Origin of the sequence: Xanthomonas sp. GPE 39, assembly GCF_000963005.1 — a bacterium.
Taxonomy (GTDB): Bacteria; Pseudomonadota; Gammaproteobacteria; order Xanthomonadales; family Xanthomonadaceae; genus Xanthomonas_A.
In genome coordinates, this window is record NZ_JZHZ01000007.1 from 3,373,693 (window position 1) to 3,397,527 (window position 23,835).

The 23,835-nt window shown below is 62.1% G+C and carries 20 protein-coding genes and 1 CRISPR repeat array; of the genes, 8 read left to right on the forward strand and 12 right to left on the reverse strand.

Translation table 11 applies throughout. The features are described from left to right. Positions 1-33: 33 nt before the first annotated feature. Genes csy1 through cas6f form a run of 4 tightly spaced genes read left to right on the forward strand, consistent with a single transcriptional unit; the run spans position 34 to position 4,033 of the window. Positions 34-1,401, forward strand: coding sequence for a type I-F CRISPR-associated protein Csy1 (gene csy1, locus XALGPE39_RS14170; RefSeq protein WP_045728733.1), 1,368 nt, complete (start codon positions 34-36; stop codon positions 1,399-1,401). Continuing rightward, a complete protein-coding gene (csy2, locus tag XALGPE39_RS14175) occupies positions 1,398-2,381 on the forward strand; it encodes a type I-F CRISPR-associated protein Csy2 (RefSeq protein WP_045728734.1) in 984 nt (327 codons plus the stop codon). The genes csy1 and csy2 overlap by 4 nt, the downstream gene beginning before the upstream one ends. A gap of 26 nt (positions 2,382-2,407) precedes the next feature. Next, positions 2,408-3,457 (forward strand): type I-F CRISPR-associated protein Csy3, encoded by a 1,050-nt coding sequence (gene csy3, locus XALGPE39_RS14180; RefSeq protein WP_045728735.1) that lies wholly within the window; start codon positions 2,408-2,410, stop codon positions 3,455-3,457. A gap of 9 nt (positions 3,458-3,466) precedes the next feature. Then, positions 3,467-4,033, forward strand: coding sequence for a type I-F CRISPR-associated endoribonuclease Cas6/Csy4 (gene cas6f / locus XALGPE39_RS14185; protein ID WP_045728736.1), 567 nt, complete (start codon positions 3,467-3,469; stop codon positions 4,031-4,033). Positions 4,034-4,162: 129 nt separating this feature from the next. Next, positions 4,163-7,430: a CRISPR direct-repeat array (repeat unit 28 nt; unit sequence GTTCACTGCCGTGTAGGCAGCTCAGAAA). A 109-nt stretch (positions 7,431-7,539) separates the two neighbouring features. Here the strand turns inward: cas6f and dcp are convergent. From dcp to arfB, 3 genes are all read right to left on the reverse strand, one after another. Beyond that, positions 7,540-9,690 carry a peptidyl-dipeptidase Dcp gene (gene dcp / locus XALGPE39_RS14190; RefSeq protein ID WP_045728737.1) on the reverse strand — a complete coding sequence of 717 codons (2,151 nt, stop codon included), beginning with the start codon at positions 9,688-9,690 and terminating at the stop codon, positions 7,540-7,542. Positions 9,691-10,001: 311 nt separating this feature from the next. Further along, on the reverse strand, positions 10,002-10,556 hold the full coding sequence (locus XALGPE39_RS14195; RefSeq protein ID WP_045729246.1) for a lysophospholipid acyltransferase family protein: 555 nt from the start codon (positions 10,554-10,556) through the stop codon (positions 10,002-10,004). Positions 10,557-10,607: 51 nt separating this feature from the next. Continuing rightward, entirely contained in the window at positions 10,608-11,039 is a 432-nt protein-coding gene (gene arfB / locus XALGPE39_RS14200) for an alternative ribosome rescue aminoacyl-tRNA hydrolase ArfB (protein ID WP_045729247.1), read from the reverse strand. A 141-nt stretch (positions 11,040-11,180) separates the two neighbouring features. Between arfB and XALGPE39_RS14205 the strand changes: the two genes are divergently transcribed. Then, positions 11,181-11,711, forward strand: a complete 531-nt coding sequence (locus tag XALGPE39_RS14205) for a DUF2059 domain-containing protein (protein WP_045728738.1) — start codon at positions 11,181-11,183, stop codon at positions 11,709-11,711. Between the two features lie 85 nt (positions 11,712-11,796). Here the strand turns inward: XALGPE39_RS14205 and XALGPE39_RS14210 are convergent, their stop codons facing one another. From XALGPE39_RS14210 to oleC, 5 genes are all read right to left on the reverse strand, one after another. Then, a complete protein-coding gene (locus XALGPE39_RS14210; protein WP_235429828.1) occupies positions 11,797-12,627 on the reverse strand; it encodes a pseudouridine synthase in 831 nt (276 codons plus the stop codon). Positions 12,628-12,796: 169 nt separating this feature from the next. Then, entirely contained in the window at positions 12,797-14,455 is a 1,659-nt protein-coding gene (gene ubiB, locus XALGPE39_RS14215) for a ubiquinone biosynthesis regulatory protein kinase UbiB (RefSeq protein ID WP_045728739.1), read from the reverse strand. Further along, positions 14,452-15,093 carry an SCP2 sterol-binding domain-containing protein gene (locus XALGPE39_RS14220; RefSeq protein ID WP_045729249.1) on the reverse strand — a complete coding sequence of 214 codons (642 nt, stop codon included), beginning with the start codon at positions 15,091-15,093 and terminating at the stop codon, positions 14,452-14,454. Before XALGPE39_RS14220 ends, ubiB begins: the two co-directional genes overlap by 4 nt. A gap of 66 nt (positions 15,094-15,159) precedes the next feature. Further along, positions 15,160-16,170 (reverse strand): 2-alkyl-3-oxoalkanoate reductase, encoded by a 1,011-nt coding sequence (oleD, locus tag XALGPE39_RS14225; RefSeq protein WP_045728740.1) that lies wholly within the window; start codon positions 16,168-16,170, stop codon positions 15,160-15,162. A 156-nt stretch (positions 16,171-16,326) separates the two neighbouring features. Further along, positions 16,327-17,973, reverse strand: coding sequence for an olefin beta-lactone synthetase (gene oleC / locus XALGPE39_RS14230; RefSeq protein WP_045729250.1), 1,647 nt, complete (start codon positions 17,971-17,973; stop codon positions 16,327-16,329). A 109-nt stretch (positions 17,974-18,082) separates the two neighbouring features. Here oleC and XALGPE39_RS14235 point away from each other — a divergent pair, with 109 nt between their 5' ends. Beyond that, entirely contained in the window at positions 18,083-18,457 is a 375-nt protein-coding gene (locus XALGPE39_RS14235) for a YkgJ family cysteine cluster protein (RefSeq protein WP_045728741.1), read from the forward strand. A 114-nt stretch (positions 18,458-18,571) separates the two neighbouring features. On the opposite strand, the gene XALGPE39_RS14240 is transcribed toward XALGPE39_RS14235, so the two are convergent. The 4 genes from XALGPE39_RS14240 to XALGPE39_RS14255 form a co-directional block, all read right to left on the reverse strand. Further along, positions 18,572-19,060, reverse strand: coding sequence for a hypothetical protein (locus XALGPE39_RS14240; RefSeq protein WP_200893887.1), 489 nt, complete (start codon positions 19,058-19,060; stop codon positions 18,572-18,574). A 292-nt stretch (positions 19,061-19,352) separates the two neighbouring features. Then, entirely contained in the window at positions 19,353-20,258 is a 906-nt protein-coding gene (locus tag XALGPE39_RS14245; RefSeq protein WP_045728743.1) for an alpha/beta fold hydrolase, read from the reverse strand. Between the two features lie 655 nt (positions 20,259-20,913). After that, entirely contained in the window at positions 20,914-21,930 is a 1,017-nt protein-coding gene (locus XALGPE39_RS14250) for a 3-oxoacyl-ACP synthase III (RefSeq protein ID WP_045728744.1), read from the reverse strand. Positions 21,931-22,031: 101 nt separating this feature from the next. Beyond that, complete coding sequence (locus XALGPE39_RS14255) at positions 22,032-22,349, reverse strand: DUF4156 domain-containing protein (protein WP_045728745.1); 318 nt, start codon at positions 22,347-22,349, stop codon at positions 22,032-22,034. Between the two features lie 245 nt (positions 22,350-22,594). On the opposite strand from XALGPE39_RS14255, the gene XALGPE39_RS15850 reads away from it, so the two are divergent. Continuing rightward, entirely contained in the window at positions 22,595-23,182 is a 588-nt protein-coding gene (locus XALGPE39_RS15850) for a hypothetical protein (protein WP_152624919.1), read from the forward strand. A 41-nt stretch (positions 23,183-23,223) separates the two neighbouring features. Further along, positions 23,224-23,703 (forward strand): tRNA (uridine(34)/cytosine(34)/5-carboxymethylaminomethyluridine(34)-2'-O)-methyltransferase TrmL, encoded by a 480-nt coding sequence (gene trmL, locus XALGPE39_RS14265; RefSeq protein ID WP_045728747.1) that lies wholly within the window; start codon positions 23,224-23,226, stop codon positions 23,701-23,703. Positions 23,704-23,835: the final 132 nt, after the last annotated feature.

Here is a 23,835-nt window from a genome sequence, read left to right on the forward strand (position 1 = left end):
CAGCCATCCCCAAAGCCAACGAAAGGATTCCACATGACAGAAGACCCGCAACATCTCACCCGCTCCGAACGCTTCCGCTCGGCCATCGCCGCGTTCATCGACGCGCGGCGCGAGGCCAAGCTGAAGAGCAATGAGGGCGATAGCGACACAGACGCCAAGTACGACTACGCCACCTGGCTGTCGGACGCGGCCCGCCGAGTCGGCCAGATCCAGGCCGTGACCCATGTACTCAAGGCCACCCACCCCGACGCGCGCGGCAGCAGCCTGCACATCGCTCCCGCCCGCTTGCAAACACACGCGGAAGTCGGCACGCACACGCTCGGCGCGGACTATGCCGAGGACGTGGTCGGCAACGCCGCAGCGCTGGACGTGTTCAAACTGCTCAAACTCGAAGTCGACGGTCGGCGCCTGCTCGACTGGATGCAGGAAGACGACGCGGATCTGCGTGCGGCACTGCATGAAAATGCCAAGGTCGCCTCGGACTGGATCGGGGCATTCTGCAATCTGGTCCGTCACGATGCCCAACCCAGCTCGCACCAGGCCGCCAAGCAAGTGTACTGGTTGGTCGGCGACGAGCCGAAAGACGATACCCACTACCACCTGCTGCAACCGCTGTTTTCCAGCAGCTTGGCGCACGCGGTGCATGCGGATATTCAGGACGCGCGTTTCGGGGAAACCAACAAACAAGCGCGCCAGGCTTACCGCGAAAAAGATCCATTCGACGGTACCTACCGCGACTACCGCAATCTGGTTGCACGCAAACTCGGCGGCACCAAGCCGCAGAACATCAGCCAACTCAATAGCGAGCGCGGCGGCATCAACTACCTGCTGGCCTCGCTACCACCACATTGGACGCAAGAAGAGCGTCCTCGCAGTTTGCTCAAGCTGGACTCGGCGCTGGATCGCTTCTACCGGTTCGAAGGTGTGCGACACCTCCTCAAGACACTGAGCGATTTCCTGCTGAGTAATCCGCCGCAGAACCAAGACACACGAGAACGACGCGAAGCAATCGAGCAAGCACTTGGTCTGCACTTGAGCTACTTCGCCAGCACCATCCACGCCCGCTTCGAGCCTGGCTGGACCCGCGATCCAGACTGCCAACTCCCCACATGCGAACAATTGTGGTTGGACCCCGAGCGCACCGCCCTGGCCGACCGCGAAGACGCCGAACATCCCGAATGGACGCAGCAAGATCGCGCCTTCAAAGCCGCCTACGATTTCGGCGACTGGCCGGACGAGGTCGCAGGATCCTTCGCCACCTGGGTCAATGACCGACTACGCGCCGCCGGAATCGTCGGCCTCGGCGACGACCAATACCGGCATTGGGCCAAGCAAGCCATCGTCGATGCCGCCTGGCCAGTCCCGATGCGACGGCGTGCTCCGGCCGGAGGTGCGGCATGAACAATTGCCCGACCTTCGACCACTTGCTGGTGGTGCCACACTTGCGCGTGCAGAACGCCAATGCCGTTTCCAGCCCGCTCACCCACGGCTTCCCCTCGATGACCGCGTTCCTGGGCCTGATGTGGGCGCTGGAACGCAAGACCATCGACGCCGGGCTGGATCTGGCCTTCAACGCGGTCGGCGTGGTCTGCCACGACCATCAGGAACAGGTCACCGAAGGCGGCTTCGTCAAGAGTTTCCGCCTGACCCGCAATCCGGTGAACAAAGATGGTGGAACCGCCGCCATTGTCGAGGAAGGCCGCATCCACCTGGAACTGAGCCTGGTATTCGCGGTGCACAGCAAACGCTGGCTGGCCGATCCGTCCACCCACGCCGCGGATCTGGCCGTGGTGACCGACCTGCTGGCCGGCATGCGCGTCGCCGGGGGCAGCGTGCTACCGCCGCCGCACCCCCAGCGTCCACGCTATCAAGCGCAGGTCATCGCCTGCACTGGCACGCCGTCCGACCAACAGGCGCTGTTCCGCAAACTGCGGCTGCGGCTGTTGCCCGGCTTCGCCCTGGTGGCACGCGACGATCTGCTCGACACGCGGTTGGCCGAACTGCAAACGCACACGCCCGAGGCCACCGCTTTGCACGCCTGGCTTTCGCTGTCGCGCATCAACTGGCGTCACGTGCCGGATGCGGCGGCGGGCAAGGGCGAGTGGCAACACGATCGCGCCGGCCGCGGCTGGATCGTGCCCATCCCGGTGGGCTACGGCGCACTCGGAGCCGTGCACGAGCCCGGCAGCGTCGCCAACGCGCGCGATGCCAACACCCCGTTCCGCTTCGTCGAGAGCCTGTACTCGGTCGGCGAATGGATCAGCCCGCACCGCCTGCAATCACTGCACCACCTGCTCTGGTACGCCGACAGCCAACCCGCTGCCGACCTGTACCGCTGCCGTAACGATTATCGCCCAGCTACCACCCACAACTTCGATTGACCACACGCACGACAAGGAATTCCATCATGGCTCACGATACCCTCAAGACCGCATCCGTCCTCGCCTTCGAGCGCAAACTCGATCCGTCCGACGCGTTGTTCTTCTCCGGCAGTTGGTCCACACGCAAGGCTGCACACGATTGGCCGCCGGTGCGCATCCGCGAAAAATCGGTGCGCGGCACCATTTCCAATCGGCTCAAGGACAAGAGCAAGGAACAATCCGACCCCGCCAAACTCGACGCGGCCATCCAGAACCCCAACCTGCAGACCGTGGATGTCGCCGCGCTCCCGCTGGAGGCGGACACGCTGAAAGTGCAGTTCACCCTGCGCGTGCTTGGCGGCACGGGCGAACCTTCCGCCTGCAACGCGACCGACTATCGCAACAAACTCCGCGCCACTGTCGGCGGCTACCTCCAGCAGCATGGCTTCGGCGAACTGGCACGGCGTTATGCGGCCAATCTCGCCAATGGCCGCTTCCTCTGGCGCAACCGCATCGGTGCAGAACAGGTGGAAGTGCATGTCGCCCACCTGCGCGACGGTAACCCAGCGACTCAGTGGACCTTCCAGGCGCTTGACCATGCGCTACGCACGCTGTCCGCACCCGACGACGCAGCCGAGAGCCTGAACGCCTTGGCCGCGACCATCGCCGACGGCCTGACCGGCAAGACACATGTGCTGCTGCAAGTCACCGCCTTCGTCCGCATCGGCGCGGGGCAGGAAGTATTCCCCTCGCAGGAATTGATCCTGGACCGCGGCCGCGGCGACAAAAGCAAGACGCTCTACGCCGTCGGCGAAGGCGACAAAACCGTGGCAGCCATTCACTCGCAGAAGATCGGCAATGCACTGCGCACCATCGACACGTGGTACCCGGATGTGGAGGAAAATGGCGCGATTGCCGTCGAACCCTATGGCTCGGTGACCACGCAAGGCAAAGCGTACCGGCAACCGAAGGACAAGCAGGACTTCTACAACCTGCTCGACGCCTGGGTCATCAAGGACAAAGTGCCGAGCGTGGACCAACAGCATTTTGTCATCGCCACGTTGATTCGCGGCGGCGTATTCGGCGAGTCGAACTGAGGCGAAACGATGCAGCATTATCTCGATCTGCACCTTCGCCCCGACCCGGAGCTTGCGCCCTATCAATTGCTTGGCGCGCTGTACGCGCGCCTGCACCGAGCACTGGTGACATTGAACACCACCAGGGTCGGCGTGAGCTTCCCCGGCCATGACAACCGCGTACCGACGCTGGGGACGCACCTGCGGCTGCATGGTGACGCGCACACCTTGCAGGAACTGATGGCAACCAATTGGCTGCATGGTATGGGCGACCATATGACCATCACAAACATCGGTGCCGTGCCACCGGATGCCGTGCACCGACACGTAACGCGCGTACAGGCCAAGAGCAGCCCCGCCCGCCTGCGTCGGCGGGCCATGCGCCGACATGGCATCAGTGAGGATCTCGCCGTGCAACGCATTCCGGATTCGGCGGCCGAACAGGTGCGACTTCCATTCGTCGTCCTGGGCAGCCGCAGCACCGGCCAAGCCGCGTTCCCGGTATTCGTCAAGCATGGCCCCGTACAGCATGACCCTGTCGCTGGCGACTTCAGCAGCTATGGACTCAGCCGGGGAGCGACCGTTCCCTGGTTCTGACCCTTTTTTCTTACGTCCAAACCCACCAAGGAAAAACAACCACTTAGCAGCCGCCCAAGAAAAAGGGGTCGGCTGCTTTTCTTTACCCGTTTACCTTCCAGTTCAAAGACTTGGATAATAGGATGGCTAGTTCACTGCCGTGTAGGCAGCTCAGAAATTCGGGGCCTAAACCTTCCTAAGGTGCCGATCGTTCACTGCCGTGTAGGCAGCTCAGAAAAGTACCAAGCAGCGACCTCCACAGCGTCGTCCGTTCACTGCCGTGTAGGCAGCTCAGAAAACAAACGAGGAAGTACTAGCGGCTAAAGCGGGGTTCACTGCCGTGTAGGCAGCTCAGAAAACAGGTGCCGCGCCGCCGCCCGCTCCGCCACCGTTCACTGCCGTGTAGGCAGCTCAGAAAGCGCGGGCTTACTTGCGGTGCTGGTCTACGTCGTTCACTGCCGTGTAGGCAGCTCAGAAATTTGGGGCGCGCACGTAGTTGGCCGGCAGCACGTTCACTGCCGTGTAGGCAGCTCAGAAACGTAGCTTGATCTAGGCGCATCGGCTGTGTGCGTTCACTGCCGTGTAGGCAGCTCAGAAAGGAGATTGCGGATATCAAGCCGCGTTTGTATGGTTCACTGCCGTGTAGGCAGCTCAGAAAACGACGATTTGTGCTGCTGGGAACGGCAAACAGTTCACTGCCGTGTAGGCAGCTCAGAAAACACGGCACGCGCGATTTGATTGATTGCGCCGGTTCACTGCCGTGTAGGCAGCTCAGAAATCGTCATCCAGCGCTTCGCCCTTGGCGAATCAGTTCACTGCCGTGTAGGCAGCTCAGAAATGCTTCGGGCGGCGCTTGAGTCAGCGGCGGATGTTCACTGCCGTGTAGGCAGCTCAGAAATTCATCTGCGAGCGCATTCACCAATTCAATGCGTTCACTGCCGTGTAGGCAGCTCAGAAATACGCAGGCGTACGTAGACGTAACGCTCTTTATGTTCACTGCCGTGTAGGCAGCTCAGAAAGCGTAAGACCAGCCGAGTGACAGGGTGTTATTGTTCACTGCCGTGTAGGCAGCTCAGAAACATGCGCGACGCACCACCACCACCACCCACGGGTTCACTGCCGTGTAGGCAGCTCAGAAAGAATGTTGGACCACGGTGGATTGCAGAAGACGGTTCACTGCCGTGTAGGCAGCTCAGAAATACGACACGCCGACGGATTATGCGAAGGCGCAGTTCACTGCCGTGTAGGCAGCTCAGAAACTTGACCGGAGCCGGCTGAGCGGACTTGTCAAGTTCACTGCCGTGTAGGCAGCTCAGAAATGCTGTTGATGACGTTGCCGCAGCCGCTGCCGGTTCACTGCCGTGTAGGCAGCTCAGAAAGTTCATAGCGGCTTCGTTGCCCTCGTCGCCCAGTTCACTGCCGTGTAGGCAGCTCAGAAAACTCCGCCGTCCCTGCTGATTGATCCGTCTGCGTTCACTGCCGTGTAGGCAGCTCAGAAAGGCTGCACGCCACGAGGCGGGCCGACGGGGTCGTTCACTGCCGTGTAGGCAGCTCAGAAACATCCAGACTGCAACGATGGCTGGATCCGCTGGTTCACTGCCGTGTAGGCAGCTCAGAAAGATGCCTTCAAGACGCGGTCGTCCTGCAAAACGTTCACTGCCGTGTAGGCAGCTCAGAAAATTCTGGGGGCTGTATGGCTCGCATTGGATTCGTTCACTGCCGTGTAGGCAGCTCAGAAAACGGCCAGCGCGCTGTCGATCGCCTTGGCAACGTTCACTGCCGTGTAGGCAGCTCAGAAAAGCACAGAGTTGCAATACGACGACCGCCCTTTGTTCACTGCCGTGTAGGCAGCTCAGAAAAATTATCCGCCGCAATCGCGCGCGCGTTCTATGTTCACTGCCGTGTAGGCAGCTCAGAAAGTAACTCCGGCGCTGCGAAGCAGAGCACCAGGGTTCACTGCCGTGTAGGCAGCTCAGAAAAAGCAAGAGCACCGCGCCGGCGGCCGGAACCGGTTCACTGCCGTGTAGGCAGCTCAGAAATTCCCTCGTTTTGCCGCGCCGGGGTGGCTTGGGTTCACTGCCGTGTAGGCAGCTCAGAAATCTTTAACGAGGGTTATACCGACAGCTATAACGTTCACTGCCGTGTAGGCAGCTCAGAAAGCAAACGACGATTGATGCAGCAACAATACCCGGTTCACTGCCGTGTAGGCAGCTCAGAAACGCAGATACCGCAAAAGGTCTACGTCCCTGTCGTTCACTGCCGTGTAGGCAGCTCAGAAAGAGCAAGAGCAATGCCCGAGATGTGAACGCATGTTCACTGCCGTGTAGGCAGCTCAGAAATGCTGGCAAGATCATCGGGATACCGCGAAATTGTTCACTGCCGTGTAGGCAGCTCAGAAAGACCAGGCCAAGAATCGAGGCGGTGAATGCGAGTTCACTGCCGTGTAGGCAGCTCAGAAATTGAAGTCCTATCCGGGAATCCTGTCGTCGCTGTTCACTGCCGTGTAGGCAGCTCAGAAAGCAACATCTTGATCTGATATGTCCACCCTGCCGTTCACTGCCGTGTAGGCAGCTCAGAAATTCGGTGGAAGCCAGCCGAGCGTGAAGTAGTAGTTCACTGCCGTGTAGGCAGCTCAGAAATTTTTCTGCGACCCGTAGGGGGCCATGGTTGTGTTCACTGCCGTGTAGGCAGCTCAGAAAAAGTGACAAACGGCAATCAGCTTCTGGTCGTCGTTCACTGCCGTGTAGGCAGCTCAGAAAAAGAGAAAGCGATGCGTCAAACGACAAGCCGGGTTCACTGCCGTGTAGGCAGCTCAGAAACGCATGCGTTTGCCGCTGCGAGCCTGACGTCGGTTCACTGCCGTGTAGGCAGCTCAGAAAATCTGATTTGCTACCGCCGCGATGTTGCAAATGTTCACTGCCGTGTAGGCAGCTCAGAAAGCAATCGCGCGCGCGTTCTATCTATCCAAGCCGTTGACTGCCGTGTAGGCAGCTCAGAAATGACGTCCCGCACGTCTACGGCGTGCTTGAGCGTTCACTGCCGTGTAGGCAGCTCAGAAAAGTCCTGCGCAATCTCCGCACGCAAGCCTGGGGTTCACTGCCGTGTAGGCAGCTCAGAAAGGCAAGCCCGTGGAGGGCTACCGCAATGCGGCGTTCACTGCCGTGTAGGCAGCTCAGAAATCCGCAATCCCCCCCTATATATCGGGGATACAGTTCACTGCCGTGTAGGCAGCTCAGAAAGTTCCGAATCAACACGGCCGCTCAAGGGAAGCGTTCACTGCCGTGTAGGCAGCTCAGAAAAGTGCTTTCGCAGATTGCTGCAGCTCGGCCTTGTTCACTGCCGTGTAGGCAGCTCAGAAAAACCGCGACAATGACCAGGAGAAACTAAGTGAGTCACTGCCGTATAGGCAGCCCAAAAACGATGCCACTGCCCGACAAGCACAGCCGACAGCGCGCATACACCACAACGAAAACGGGATGGCCACACGGCCATCCCGTTCTTGAACCCGGTTTCTTCCCAGGTGTGGGTTAGTTCTTCAAACCGCGATTTTCCAGCAACGGCTCGACGCTGGGATCCTTGCCACGGAAATCGCGATACAAGGTGGCCAAGTCGACACTGTTGCCGCGAGAAAGGATCTTGGCACGGAATATATCGCCGTTCTTGCGCGACAGGCCACCGTTCTCCTTGAACCACTGGAATGCGTCGTCATCGAGCACTTCCGCCCAGAAGTAGGCGTAGTAATTCGCCGAGTAGCCGCCACCCCAGATGTGTTCGAAGTAGGTGGTGTGATAACGCGGTGGTACTTGCGCCAAATCCACTTTGTATTTCTTCAACGCTTCGGCTTCGAACTTGTCCACGTCCTGCAGCGACGCATCGGCCGGTAGCGTGTGCCAAGCCAAGTCAAGCAACGCTGCCGACAGGTACTCGGTGGTGGCGTAACCTTGGTTGAAGGTCCGCGCCTTCTTGAGTTTCTCGACCAGTTCGGCCGGCATCGCTTCACCAGTCTGATAGTGCTTGGCGTAATGCGCGAATACCTTCGGGTCCGAGGCCCAGTGTTCGTTGAACTGCGAGGGGAACTCGACAAAGTCCGGCGCCGTGCTGGTGCCGGCGAGCGAGGGGTACTTCACCGCCGAGAGCATGCCGTGCAGCGCATGGCCGAACTCATGGAACATGGTGGTGACGTCGTCGAAGCTCAGCAACGCCGGCTGGCCCGGCGCGGGCTTGGTGAAGTTGCAGACGTTGTAGACCACCGGCTTGGCGCCGGTCAGGCCATCCTGGACGACCAATTGATCCATCCAGGCACCGCCAGACTTGCTGTCACGCTTGAAGTAGTCGGTGTAGAACAGCGCCATCGACTTGCCGTCCTGGTCAAACACCTCGTAGACCTTCATGCCGTCGTGGTAGGTCGGGATGTCGGTGCGTTCTTTGAAGGTGATGCCGTACAGCTCGGTGGCGGCGTAGAACACGCCGTTCTTGAGCACGTTGTCCAGTTCGAAGTACGGCTTGATCTGCGCTTCGTCGATATCGTACTTGGCCTTGCGTACCTGCTCGGCGTAGAAATCCCAGTCGGCGGCGGTGAGCTTGAAGCCGCCCTTCTGCGCATCGATCACCTTCTGGATTTCCGCGCTTTCGCTACGCGCCTTGGCGGTGGCGGCAGGTACCGTGTCGGTGAGCAGCTTCAGCGCCGCGTCCGGGGTCTTGGCCATCATGTCGCTGAGGCTGTAGGCGGCATAGGTGTCGAAACCGAGCAGCTTGGCTTTCTGCGCGCGCAACTGGGCCAGGCGTTGCACAGTCTGGCGGGTATCGTTGGCGTCACCTTTCTCAGCGCGCGACTGCGAGGCCGCCATGACTTGCAAGCGCAGGTCGCGGTTCTTGAGCGAGGCCAGCACCGGCTGTTGGGTGGTGTTCTGCAGGGGCAGCAGGTATTTGCCATCGAGTTTGCGTGCGCTGGCGTCGCGCGCGGCCGAGGCGATGTCACCATCGGACAGACCATCGAGCTTGGCCTTGTCGTCCACCACCACCGCGCCGGCGGCGCTGGCCGCGATCAACTTGTTGTGGAACTGGGTGGATAGCGAGGTTTCCTCGACATTGAGCTTGCGCAACGTTGCTTTGTCGGCATCGGACAGTTGCGCGCCGGAGCGCACGAATTGGTCGTAATCGTGCTCGACCAAGTGCTTTTGCACCGGATCCAGATTCAGCGTGTCGCGTTGTTCGTAAAGGCTTTTGATTCGCGCGAACAACTTCGGATCCATGCTGATCTCATCCTGGTGCGCAGCCAATTTGGGTGCCACGGTCTCCTGGATCTTCTGTCGCGCTTCGTTGGTATCGGCCTGGACCAGGCCAAAGAAAATACGCGACACGCGCTTCAAGGTCTCGCCGCTGCGCTCCATCGCCTCGATGGTGTTGGCGAAGGTGGCAGGCTCGGGGTTGTCGGCGATCTTGCGGATTTCGGCCAGTTGCTGCTTCATGCCCTCATCGAACGCGGGCAGGTAGTCGGCATCCTTGATCTTGTCGAACGGCGGTGCCTGGAACGGCAACGAGCTGGGGCTCAGCAGCGGATTGGCGGCGGGCTGCGCGGGGGCAGGAGCGGGGGCAGCAGGCACGGCGGTGGACTCCTTACCGGAACAGGCGGCCAGCGCCAAGCTGATGGCGGCGGCCAGAAGGACAGTACGCGACATGAGGTGGAACTCCTGAGAGGACGTTAGGGCCAAGGCAACCAAGCACCCTACCGGGTTTGCATTGCACTGGCATGTGCCATTGGATCGTGCGGTGGCGTGGGCAAGGCCATGGACGATGGACAGGGCCGAGCCGTAGCCGTGGGGTCTGGTCTATCCGGCAATGGCGAGCTCGCATGAGCACCATGCGCCGGGGTCTGGTGCGGCGTATCCATACATTCTGCGGCGGTGCAATATGGATCGAATGCGGATCGAGCGGCATTGCCGCTGTGGTGGGCGACAAGCGTTGCCGCTCCGACAGCGGCCTCGTCAGCTCACAGCGTATCGCGATGCCTGCCGCGCCATGGCCGGTACCAGGCGCGGATGGCCTCTATGTCCGCCTGCATGTCTTCGCTGGTGTAGACCGGTTCGCCCAGGCCGACGGTGCGGCTGGGGTAATCGAAATACACCGGGAAAATCGGCACCTGCGCATCGTGGGCGATCTTCCAGAAACCGGTCTTCCACTTCTCCACCCGTTTACGCGTGCCCTCGGGGGTGATGACGTACCACATGCGTTCGGCGCCGCGAATCAGCGCCACCGCCTGTTCGATCACCCCGCGCGGGGATTTGCGGTCGAGCGGGATGCCGCCGAGCTTGCGCAGCAGCGCACCCAGCGGCCACCAGAACAACTGGGTCTTGCCGAGTACGCGCACCTCGAAACCGACCGCGAACTTGACCACGAAGCCCAGCACACCATCCCAGTTGGACGAGTGCGGTGCCACGATCATCACCAGTTTGGGCAGGTCCGGAAACGTACCGACCACCCGCCAGCCGGCGAACCGTAACGCGGTCCGGCCGAGCCAGCGCATGCAGCGGCTGGGCTTGACCATCGGCATGTTCGGGGGTGCGGGGGGCAGTGTGAAATCGCGTTCGCTCAAGGGTCACTCCCAACGGCCGGGCGAGCGGCCACGTTTGATTTGGCTACGCTCACGCTTGGCATCCAGGCGTCGCAGCGTGGAACCATGCGAGGGCTTGGTGGCAATGCGCCGCTTCGGCACCGACAACCCGGCGGCAATGAACTCGGCCAGACGCTGGCGCGCATCGTCGCGATTGCGGTCCTGGGTGCGGAAGCGCTGCGCATCGATCACCAGCACCCCCTCGGCGGTGATCCGGCGATCGCGCCGCGCCAGTAGCCGAGCCCGTAGCGGTTCGGGCAAGGATGGCGAGCCGGCCAGATCGAAGCGCAATTCCACGGCGGTGGCGACTTTGTTCACGTTCTGCCCGCCCGCGCCGCTGGCGCGCACGAAGCGCTCGACGATTTCGTCCTCCGGAATCGCCAGGCTATTGGAGATGTGGATCGCACCGTTACCCATGCGCGGATTGTAGGGCATCGGCCAAACGCTGGATCTTCCGGCCACCGGCTGCCCGGTCGCCAACCGGTAGCAAGGCCATCGCGGCGGCGGCAGTGCGATTGGCGTATTCTGGTCGCCAGTCATCGTCAGGCAGGATGCTCCATGAATTTGCTTCCGCGCTTTTCCCCTCGTTGGCCGCAACGCGTGCTGCTGGCCATGCTGCTGGCCTTGACCAGCGTACCGGCCCTGGCCGAGCCACCCAGCGATGCCGACATCAACCGTCTGCTGTCGGCATCGCGTGCGCAAAACATGCTCGACAGCATGCTGCCGCAGATCGAGGCGATGCAGCGCCAGCAATTCGCGCAACTGACCGCGCAGCGCCACTTGAGTCCTGAGCAACAGCAGAAATTGCAGCATATCCATGAGCTTACCCAGGCCACGGTGCATCAGGCCCTGTCCTGGCAGGAGATGCGCCCGCTCTACGTGAATCTATACAAGCAGTCGTTCTCCAAGCAGGACGTACTGGCGATGGCCGAGTTCTACGAGAGTCCGGCTGGCCAGAGCATGCTCGACAAGACCCCGCAACTGATGCAGAACCTGATGGTCGCGATGCAGCAGAAGATGACCCCGCTGCTCGCCAACCTGCAGAAAGAACTGCAAGAGACGGTCAAAGAGCCGCCAGCAAAGCCTTGATGGTTGCAAGAAAATCGTCTTGCGTCGCGCGAACACGCAGATGGTGACACAACGTCAGTGCAGTGACCTTGAGGCGATCGGATGCTTACGGCTGCGCATGCGCGATGTCGCCTGTGTGCGCATCGACGCACACCACTGCTGCTGACGGCACCACAGGATCGTCACTGGGCGCGGGATGCAACCCGCTGCCCATCGCGCCGGGTAGCCACGGCACAACCGACCAACCGAATAATGCGAATGTACGCACGAACTGCGCATCCAGCGGCGCGCGCACTTCCACGCGATGGCCATGCGGATGCGGAAACGCCAATCGCTCGGCGTGCAGCAGCATGCGGTGTATTCCCTGCATCCGGAAAATGCGGTTATGGCGGCCGTCACCGTGACTGGTGTCGCCGATCAAATGGTGCGAGAGGTGCTTGAGATGACGGCGAATCTGCCGGAAGCGCCCGGTCACCGGACTGCAGCGCAATAGCGCGTAGCGCGAGGTCGGAAACTCGCCCGAAGGCACCGCCAATTCGCCACAGGCCAAGCGTTCAAAGCGAGTTTGCGCCGGTTTCTTCAATGGCTTACCGGGACCGCCGTCGAGTGGATGATCGACCTCGAAGCGCATCTGCGCCGGCCAACCCCGGCAGATCGCCAGATAGTCCTTTTCAACCTCTCCACCCATCAGTGCTTTGCCAAGCAGGCTCGCGGTGTCGCGGTCGAAGGCCAACAACAAGCAGCCGCTGGTGGCACGGTCGAGCCGGTGGATCAGGAAGATCGGCCGCCCCAACTGCGCACGCAGGCGGTCGGCAAGGAAGTCGTCTTCGCCACGGGCCAGCTTGCTATCGTGGGCCATCAGCCCAGCCGGCTTATCGACCACGGCGATCCATGGATCCTGGTAGAGAATCTGCAGAGAATCAGCTGAAGCGTTCACCGTTGCATTATCCGCATCGCATTGATGGGCCACAATGCACGCGATGATCCACCGTCGGCGTCACACCTGCTGCGAGGGTGATCCACTCTCGCGCCAGGCTCGGTGTTGAACAGCCATGCCACACGCGTCGTCCGGCGCATACAGTGACGCAGAGACAGCGCGGCAAGCGCTAGCCCCGCCACCACGCCGCCAGCAACGCGCACGCTCCAGCAGTACTGCTGATCCACGCCCACAACGACGCACCGCCCACATGCGGTCCACCCGCATCCAGCGCGTACAACAAGGTGCCCACTGTGAGCAGGCCAACGCCGGCGATTGCCGCGACCACACGGCGCTGGACGCGCCGCAGAAACAGATTGAGCTCGGCCAGGTCACGCGAGTGCATCGACAACTCGTGGCGGCCTTCGACCTGTTGCCGCAACCAGCCATGGATCAGCCGCGGCATATCCGGCGCATGGGTCATCAGCTCGGGTACGCGCTTGCGCAACTCCTGCAGCACGCGCTGTGGGCTGTAACGCTTGATCAAGATGCGTTCGAGCACCGGCCGTGCGACCGCCCAGATGTCCAGCTCCGGATCCAACTGGCGGCCCACGCCTTCGATGTTGAGCAAGGTTTTTTGCAACAGAATCAGTTGCGGCTGCAAGGTGAGCTGGTAGCGCTGGGCCACGCGGAAGAGTTTGATCAGCACCTCGGCCAGCGAGATTTGCGACAGTGGCCGGGTGAAATACGGCTCGCATACCGAACGCGCCGCCGCCTCCAGCTCGTCGATGCGCACGTTGGCCGGCATCCAGCCCGCCTCCACGTGCAACTCGGCCATGCGCCGGTAGTCCTTATTGAAGATGGCCATGAAGTTCTCGGCCAGGTAGTACTGATCTTCCTGCGAGAGCTGGCCCATGATGCCGAAGTCCAGCGCGATGAAACGCGGGTTGGCCGCGCGCGCCGGGTCGCCATCGACCCAGATGTTGCCGGCGTGGGCGTCGGCATGGAAGAAATTGTCGCGGAACACCTGGGTATAGAACACCCGCACGCCCTTGGCCGCGAGCACCTGACGGTCGATGCCGGCGGCATCCAGCGAGGCGATGTCGTCGGAGGGAATGCCGCGCACCCGCTCCAAGGTCAGCGCACGCTCGGCGGTGTGGGTCCAGATCACCTCCGGCACGTACAGATCGTCCGAGTTCAACCAGAACCGGCGCAGCACGCTGGCGTTAGCGCCTTCGCGCTGCAGGTCCAGCTCTGCGGCCAGGGTGGTCTCGATTTCGGCCACCACTTCGCGCGGACGGATCTTGTCGGCACGCGGATGGGTGCGTTCGATCAACGCCGCAGCGGATTTCAGCAGCGCGATGTCGGCATCGATCTGCATTTCGATGTCCGGGCGCAGTACTTTGACGACCACCTCGCGGCCATCGTGCAGCGTCGCCGCATGCACCTGCGCGATTGAGGCCGAGGCCAGCGGCTCGGTATCGAAACTGGCGAAGGCCACCGTGATCGGCCGGCCCAGCGCCTGCTCGACGATGCAACGCGCCGCCTCGCCATCGAAGGGGCGCACCCGATCTTGCAACAAGGTCAGTTCCGCGGCCACATCCGGTGGCATCAGGTCGCGGCGGGTGGACAGGATCTGTCCGAACTTGACGAAGATCGGCCCCAGATCCTGCAACGCCAGGCGCAAGCGCGCACCGCGCGATTGCGCGGCGATGTCGGGACTGGCGCGCGGCACGAACGGCTTGGCCAGATCCAGCCAGCGTTCCATCGGGGTGCCGTCGAGCAGATCGTCCAGGCGGTAGCGCAGGATCACCCGACCGATGCGGCTGGCGCGAAACAGCGCCTTCATGCGCCACGCCCCGGTTGCAGCCGCGCTATCCGCGCGGCCAAGCGCTCCAGGTCATCGCGCAGGACATCGACGTCGTCGTAAAACGCCTCCAGTTCGGCGCGCGCGATCACGTCGCGGGATTCCTCGGTGACATATTCAGCTGCGCTGTGCGCCAGATCCTGCGCACCCTGCCAGGCATGCTGCAACGCCGAGCGCATGGCGTTGGCCAGTTGCACCCCCAGCACCTCGCCGAACACCTGGGCGAACGGCTGCTGCCAATCCGGATCGAAACGCGCGGCCAGTTGCTGCAGGCGTCGCGCCAGTTCGGCGTCGCCGGACACGCGCACCCGCCCGACCGGGCTGGCACCGCGCCGCGCCTGGGCCAGGAACGGCAGTTGTGCGAACAATCCACCGAGGGTGCTGCGCACCGCCAGGTCCGGCTCCTGCGTCGCGTCCACCGGGCCGACCCGCAGCCGGGTGCCGTCCACGCGGATCTGCAAAGCCAGCGCGGGTGCCTCGATGGTCAACGCCACCCGCTGACCATCAAGATCACGCAGGGCCTGGCAGGTCTCTGGGTCCAGCGCCAACACGCGATTGAGCGCGGCTTCCAGCGCACGGCCGGCCAGGGGCTTGAGAGCATCGAGAGGGGAAAGTGACATGTCCGGCATTCTACAAGGCTGCAGTGATGAGACATGCGCCTGCGGCGCGGGGCTGTTTTCACTTCGCTAACGGGTCACGTGGGCACCCTGATGCCATGAGGATGCCAGGTGTTGCAAGCCTTGTGCGATCGACACGCGCGGCACGTAGCCGAAGTCGCGCCGTGCTGGTTCCATGCTGTACCAGTGCGGGGTGCACAACTGCTCGGCCAGGAAGCGGGTCAGCGGCGGCTCGCCGCGCAAGCGCAATAGCGGCCACAGTGTCTCGCAGGCGCGGCCGATACGGTAGGCGCTCTTGAACGAGAGCGTTTTGGTCACGGCCGGCGCACTGACTGCCGCGAGCAGCCTGTTCAACAACTCGCGCATCGGCAGCGGTTCGCCGTTGGAAATGAAGTAGGCCTTGCCGGCGCAGGCCGCGCCCACCGCCAGATGGTCCAGCGCGTCGAAATGCGCCTGCGCGGCGTTGTCGATGTAGGTGGAATCGACCAGGTTGTCGCCGCTGCCGACCAGGCGCAGGCGACCCGCCTGCGCACGCGCCACCAGCTTGGGCAGGATGTGTTGATCACCCGGCCCCCAGATCAGGCGCGGCCGCAGCGCCACCACCGCCAACTGCGCGTCGTTGGCGGCGAGCGCCTTGCGTTCGGCGAGCATCTTGGTCGCCGCATACGGTGCCTGGAAATTTTCTCCGTATGGCACCGCGTCCGCACCCAGGCCTTCGACCGGATGGGTGGCGCGATGGGTCACGCTCGGCGTGGAGGTGTAGATCAACCGGCTCACCCCATGCGCACGGCACGCGGCCAGCACGTTCTCGGTGCCGACCACGTTGGACTGGTAGTAGCTGTCGTAGCGACCCCAGACGCCGGCTTTGGCCGCGTTGTGCAAGACCACGTCGGCACCGGCCAACGCATGCTGCAGCGCCCGCGCATCGGCCAGGTCGCCACGCACCTGGGCCACGCCCAGCGTCCGGAGTTCCGGATAGTGGCCGCGGTTGTAACTGACCACTTGGTGCCCACGCGCGACCAGGCCACGACACAACGCCTGCCCCAGGAACCCACCACCGCCGGTCACCACAATTTTCATCGTGTCGCATCCATCGAACCAAGGGACACACGATAGCCGGGGGCACCAGCGAAGGCGATCCACAGCAGCGCATCCAGCGAGGGCGTCATGCGAGCGCGGGATCCTGCATACCTTCGGAAATCTTCACCGTGGCATCGAGCACGTCAGCGTGGTGGCTCAGCGCACGCGGTCCTTGGCCCACACGGCCAGTTTCTCGCGACCGATCTTGGCATTGTGGCGGATGTCCACCGGAAAACCCGGATGGCGCAGGAAATCGACGATGCCGGCGGTATGCGGGTGCGCCAACGCCAGCGCACGCAGTTGCGCTTGCGCTCGCGTCGGCGCCGCCACGCCCTGCACCACCTCGTAGCACAGCACAGGGCGCTGCGCGCCTGGCTTGCCGATCCCGACCAGAGCACTGCGTCGCAGCCACGGCACTGTATTGAAGATCGGCTCCACCTGCTCGGTGTGCAGTGGCCCCTGCGCGGTTTCCACGCGTTGGGTTTTCCGCCCGCAGAACCACAACCGTCCCTGCGCATCGAAATAGCCGACATCGCCCATGCGGTGCACGATGCGCTCGCTGCCGTCGGCCAGGCGTTCGCGAATCTTGGCCAGAGACGTGGCCGCATCGCGGTTGAAATAGGTATCGGTGGCGGTCGGCCCGGCTACGGTGATCTCGCCGACACTCCCCTGCGGCAGTTCGCGCACGTCGCTCCATTGGACAATCGCCGCATCGTCGATGGCGATGATGCGCACGTGGTTGGGCGCCACCACCTTGCCGACGCAGGTGCCGGCGCCGCTTTCCGTGGCTGCGCGGGTATCCTGCAGTTCGCGCCCTTCGATCACCGCCACCGGCAGGCACTCGGTGGCGCCGTAGGGGGTCCACAGTTGTGCGTCCTGCGGCAATAAGCGGCGCATTTTGGCGACGACCTCAGGCGGCACCGGGGCGCCCGCCGAGGTCGCACGCCGCACATTCGGCAGCGGCTTGCCATAATCGGCCAAGACCCGCATCAGCGCCGGCGATCCGAATAATTGGGTCACGCCGAAGCGCGTGATCGCATCGTGCAGCCTGCGCGGATCGACGTTGGCTGGACGGGTCGGATCCATATCCGGAATCACCGAGGTCAAGCCCAACGCCGGGTCGAACAAGGCGAACGGCGGGAATGTCGGCAAATCGACCCCACCGGGCAGCATGCCGAATGCATTGCGCATCAGTTCGATCTGCGCGATGAAATGGCGGTGCCGATAGACCACGCCCTTGGGCACGCCGGTGGAGCCACTGGTGAACAGGATCGCCGCCACCGTGTCGGCGTCGGTGGCCACCAACTGGCCGGCCGCGCCCTGGCCGGCACGTTCAATCTGCGCGAGTGTGGTGCCGCCCCAAGCCCAGCGTCGGCCCACGGTGACAATGCGCGTCGCCGAGCGTGCCCATCCCAGCAGACGCCGCGCCAACTGCGCCAGCGCGATGCCAATGAACGCCTGAGGTTGCGCCTCGTCCAGACATTGCGCGAGCGCGCGCTTGTCGATGCCCGGATCGACCAGCACCGGCACCGCACCGATCTTGAGCAACGCAAACATCAGCAGGAAGAACTCCAGCGATGGCCGCACCATCACCACGGTGCGGGTTCCGCGACCGATGCCGTAACCGACCAGACCAGCGGCGATTGCATCGCTGCGTGCGTCCAATTGCGCATAGCTCAGGGTCACGTCGTAGGCGGCCAAACCATCGACACCGCGGCGGCCAGGACAGCGGATCGCGATCTGATCGGGACGCTCGCGCGCCAACAGCGGCAGCGTCGCCGCGATGTTCCAATTGGTGGTCATCGGCGGATTATCGCCGATGCCGCACCCGCGCACTGCACCACAGGTGGCATCGGTTCGGTCACAATGACCCGCTCCCCAACGCGCTTGCCGCGCAAAATCCGGCTGTGTCATGGCTCATCCCTGCCTCACTTGCGGCGCTTGCTGCGCTTACTTTCGCGTCAGTTTCCACTGGAGCGAAGCCGATCCCGCACTCGGCGGCAGAGTGCCGTTGGACCTCACCGAACCGCTACGCACGCACGAGCGGGCGATGCGCGGAACCTCGCAAGCGCAACCGCGCTGCGTCGCGCTGGATGCCGACATCGGTCGCTACAGCCGCTGCACGATCCACACCCAGCGCCCCTCCGTGTGTGCGGCGGTTCCCGCCTCACTGGAGTTCGGCGAACGCAGTGCGCAATGCGACAAGGCACGGCTGGCACACGGGCTCTCACTCTTGAACGAAGCAGACTGGGACGGGGTGATCGAGCGCAACCTTCCGGATGCTTGAGGCGGTCGCGAGGGAGGTCGCGACCGTCTGCACCGGACAGGCTTTATTGCACTGTGCCGACCGGGTCCAGTGCGGCGCTGCGGCCGCTGCCCCACGCACAGGCGTGGACACGGTTCACTTGTGCTTCCACCCGGTTGGCACCGGATTGGCCACGGTGTTCTTTTCCTGGGTGTAAGTGCCGTTCTGCTGGGCAATGGCTTCGCCGGTATCGACGATAGCGTTCTGGATGAACACGTTCTGCTGCTCGCCACGCACGAACGTCAATTGATGGAAGGCGGTCTTGTTGCCCCAATCTTCGGAAGGCAAGGAAATGAACCTGACGGTATAGGTCTGGTCATCAAAACTGCCTTGCAGCACGTACACGCCGTAATGATTCTCGCCCTGGGAAATGAGCTTGTAAACGCCGTTGCTGTAGTAATAGAGCTCGGCATCGGGGAACGGTTTTTTATCGTACATCTTCCGATAATGCAGCACCTGCTTGATGGTTGGCTGGCCGAAACCGACCACCAGCGTCTTGCCATCGTGGGAAGTCGTCAGGTCTTCCGCGTGCACACCCGTACTGCTCATCGACATCATTAACATCGACATTGCCATTGCTTTCACTGGATTTGTCTCCTGTCGGTTTCAATCAATCGCTCGATGCGGCGGACCGCATGCACAACGCATCTACACTCTATCTTGGTGCTCTTATGACGGGGCGGCAATCGGTTGCATTTCAACAGCCTCGCACGCCTACCAATGCAGCCGTTGGCGACGTAGGCGGCCGTGACCGCCCTGGGTGATCCAGAAATCCGCATGGACAGCATGGACAGCATGGACAACAACGCCATGCCATCGCACCGCATTGCCAGCAACGCTTACGCCAAACTCGCCTTCATTTCACGCAGGCGCACACTCACGTCAACGGATGCGCGTCCAGAAACCTGCGGATCGCCGGCACCAACACCTCGTGTTTGTCTTCCAACACATAGTGGTTGGCATCCTCGAACGCCATGACCTCGGCCTGCGGCAGCGCGCGGCGAAATCCCTCAAGGAAATGGTGATCGAAGCAGATATCGCGCAACCCCCAGCCGATGAATGCGGGACGATCAGCGAAGCCAGGTAACGCCTGCGCCGCGCGCTCCAGTAACGACCACGCCGGGTCCGCGGGCGATAGCGGAATATCCTGCATGAAGCGGATCGTGGAAATGCGGTTGGCCCACGTGTCGTAGGGCGCCACGTAAGCGCGACGCACGTCGGCTGGCATGCGTCGCGACACGCCCAACCACGATGCGCCAGCGGAGAATGCGTTGAAGGTACGGATGAACCACTCGCCCAAACGCCAGTGTCTGCCCATGGCGATCTGCCACGGCATCGGCTTGGCTGCCGGCAGCGGAAACGCCGCCGTGTTGGTGATCACCAGGCGCCGGACCTGCGCGGGATGCGATAGCGCCCAGCCGAAGCCGATCATGCCGCCCCAATCGTGCACGGCCAACGTCACCGGGCCGTCGATGCGCAGATGCCGCAACAGTGCATCGAGATCGTCCACACGCGACTGCAGCGTGTAGTCATAGCCTGGTTGCGCACCGGGGGCATCGTCCGGTTTGTCAGAAAGCCCCATGCCGATGTGGTCGGGCACGATGCAGCGGTATCGGTCCGACAGTCCGGTCACCAGCGTGCGCCACAGATAGCTCCACGACGGATTGCCATGCAGCATCAGCACCACCTCGCCGTCGCGCGGACCTTCGTCGAGGTAGGACATCTGCACACCCGGACGAACCTGGAAGCGCTGCGGAGTGAAGGGATAGCCGGGGTAGTTCATGCCAATGGACACTTCTCGTGGGCGGAGACGGTAGTGGGAGACAGACATCGCGTTCCAACATCTGCATGCGCAGCGCACGCACCGAGACGAAAGTGCGTCAGCCACGCTCCGGGGTGTCGGCACCGCGTCCAAGCAATTCGAATAGTGGCCGGTTCACATCATAGTTGTTGCGCCCGACTCTGAGCTTCTGCAAGACCCCATCCTGTGCCAGCCGATCGAGCGGCCTGGAGATTGAACAGATCGTGGATCAAGTCCTGGCGATGGAACTGAGCGCGCTCTGACACAGGCGTTACTTGGAGACTGCAACAACGTTTGATCGCCACGCCCGTCGCGCCTGTCTATGCCGCAGTGATGGCGAGAGTATCGGGCATGTACAACACTTGGCTGCTGCATTCGTCTTGCTCGCGCAGCGCCTGGAGAAGCCGCCAATATTGATCCCGCCACTAAAGCCGTTTCCGGCGTAGACGAAGCATGCTGTCGTTGATGTCCAGACGCGCTGCACAGAGCCGGTTCAACGCATGGATCGGCATGCTGGCAAGTACATGCAAAGAGAAATGGATTTTATCTGCTCGCCAGAGCGAACCTGTCTAATTTTCCCAAAAATCTATACATGTTCGCTTTGCTATGGACGCTGCAAGCACGCTTCTCGCGCCGCCTACCACACCACCTCGGCCATCGAGCAATTCAGGCCAGAGCCGATGCCCATCAATGCGATGCGGTCGCCCTTCTTCAGCCGGCCCAGTTCTTTCAGTTTGCTCAACACGATCGGCACGCTGGCGGGGCCGATGTTGCCGTGTTCGCCAAAGATGGTCATGACCTTCTTGGGATCGATGCCGAAATTCTTGATGAAGGCTTGCGTATGCGGCAGGCTGACCTGATGGATGACGAACTGATCCAGTTCATCCACCGCCCAGCCCAGCGCCTGCTTGGCGGCGGCAAAGGTCTTATGCGCCAGCTTGAGGCCTTCGATCAACAGCATCCGGGTGTCAGTGACCATGCGGTCCAGATTGCCACGGCACAGCTTGTTCCATTCGGTGGCCGAACGGGTCACACAGCCACGGTAACGCGGCGCGTCCGGCACCAGTTCGGCACGCGCCATCACCATCGCCACGGCACCACAGCCCAACGTCAGCGCGGCCAGCTCATCGCGGAATTCGTTCGCGGTCACCTCCGGCGAGGTCATCCGTTCCAGGGTCTTCTCGTAGAGCAGGTTGGCAGTCTCGCCATCGACGACCAAGGCGTAATCAATTTCGCGGCGCTCAATCATCCGCGCCGCGATATCCATGCCGTTGATGAAGGCCAGGCAGGCATTGGCGACGTCGAAGGTCATGCACTGCTCGCCAACGCCCAGGTTGCCCGAAACGATGCTGGCCGTGGACGGCTCCAGATAGTCGCGACTGACCGAGGTATTGACCAGCAGACCGACCTGGTTGGCCTCGATCCCCGCATCCTGCATCGCCTTGCGCGCGGCCAGCGTGGCCACGTCGGACGCCTGCATGCCCTGGTCCCACATGCGCCGCGCATGGATACCGGCGATATCGCCCAGGGCATCGGCACGGATCCCCAGCCGTTGGTATGTCGGCTGCAGACGCTCGTTGATCTGCTTAGAAGTCAACGTGTGCGGCGCATCAATGTGCGCCAGCCCCGCGATGGAGACATTGTTAAAGAGCATCGAGGTGTACGCCAGGGTAAGGCGAGGGGCACCAATTCTAGCGGCTGCTCGGTTTTAGCGCATCTTTAACAGATCCAGCGAGAGCGTATGGCCTGAGCGATTCAGGATCCGCTGCACTGGTAGGCGACAAAACGCTGCTCGCCATTGCTCGGCTCGCCCATGGCTTGCACTGTGTTGGCGCCCACACCCGACGCCTCGTTGCGGGCCAGGGTCTCCAACTCTTCCCGCACCCGCAGCGGATTGCGCTGGTAGAAGCCGACGCTGCTCTTCACTGACACAGCCACCTCGCCGCGCTTCTCGCAACCAGCGACGGCCTGCCCAGGCAGCAGCACCCGGACACTCTTACCTTCCGGCGCCATCGGCACCCAGGTGCAGGCGGCGAGACTGACAAGCAGGAAAGACAGGATCAATAGGCGCATGGGCAGTTCGCTGGCAGGTGGACTCGGATTGTGGCGCACATCGCTGAATCGACGATGACGTTCACTGGCTCGATGCCGCAGCGTGGGCCACGGGTGTCGGCCATCTCGATCAGCGTTGGCAAGCTCAGAGCCCGATGGCGCGACGCAGGCGTGCCTTCTCTGTTTCGCGATCAACCACATCTTGGCGTTGGCGAACACACCCATCTGCTCGTGAGCTTAATGCAGCGCTGGAATATGACAGATACATGCGGGAAGCCCTGACCGGCTCGCGCACACCATCGCACGAGTCAATTCCTTATAAAACAATCGATTGTCGTTGCAGCAAGATCTCTTCATGGAGTAAATGCCACAGAAAAATGAATTTCAACTTAATTGAAACGCGCAACAGCCAAGAGAGCTTGCCCTTTCTCACTTGGTGTTTTACTTTACTACAACACCACAAATCAAAAGCACCAATGAGGCCATCAATGAAAACCGCCCCCTTCCTGCTGGCTGCGGCCATTGCAGCCCTGTGCGTCACATCGGCACTCGCTGCTCCCCGCATCACCACCCTGGGAATTGTTCAGGTGCACCCTTCCGCCGAGCAGCTCGCCCAGCACCGCGCTGTACTGTCGGACCACATCGTCACCCTTGCCGCAGTGCGAGTACGCCCGTCGGCCGACCTGATCGCCCTGCGCGATGTGGAGCAAGCCGCCAGCCCACACCTGCTCACCCTGGCGACGGTGTATGTACACCCAGATGCCAAACTGGAGGGGATCTTCGCGCTCGGCAATGGCGCGGGCAGTGTGTTGCGGCAGTGTGCTCAGGCACTGGCGAGTGACCTGACGCCATAATTGACCCGCGCGACACCTATCCCGGCGCGTAAACTGCGCCCATGACTGCCACACCGAAGCTGCACGTTCTGCTGTTCCAACCCGAGATCCCGCCGAATACGGGCAACGTCATCCGCCTGTGCGCCAATACCGGTGCACAGTTGCACCTGATCGAGCCGCTGGGCTTCGACCTTAGCGACAAGCAACTCAAGCGCGCTGGTCTGGACTATCACGAATATGCTCAGTTGCAGGTGCATGCCTCGCTGAACGTCGCGTTGCAAACGGTCGCCCCGCAACGCCTGTTCGCACTGAGTACGCGCGGATGCGTCCGTTACGATGCTCCCGCGTTCACAGATGGCGACGCGTTTTTGTTCGGCCCGGAAACCCGAGGCCTACCCGCCGAGGTACTGGAAGCGATCCCGCCCACACAGCGGCTGCGCCTGCCGATGCGCCCAAACAACCGCAGCCTCAACCTGTCCAACGCCGTGGCGGTCGTGGTGTTCGAAGCATGGCGACAGCTGGGATTCGCCGACGCTGTGTGAATAGCTACAAAAAATTTACAGCCCAATTAACCTTGCCAAGTCAAGCAATTACACCCCAGAACTTCCTGAACACAGCGAGAAATCTCCGCTTTAAATTCAGGGCAAGTTCGGATAGATAACGGATAATTTACA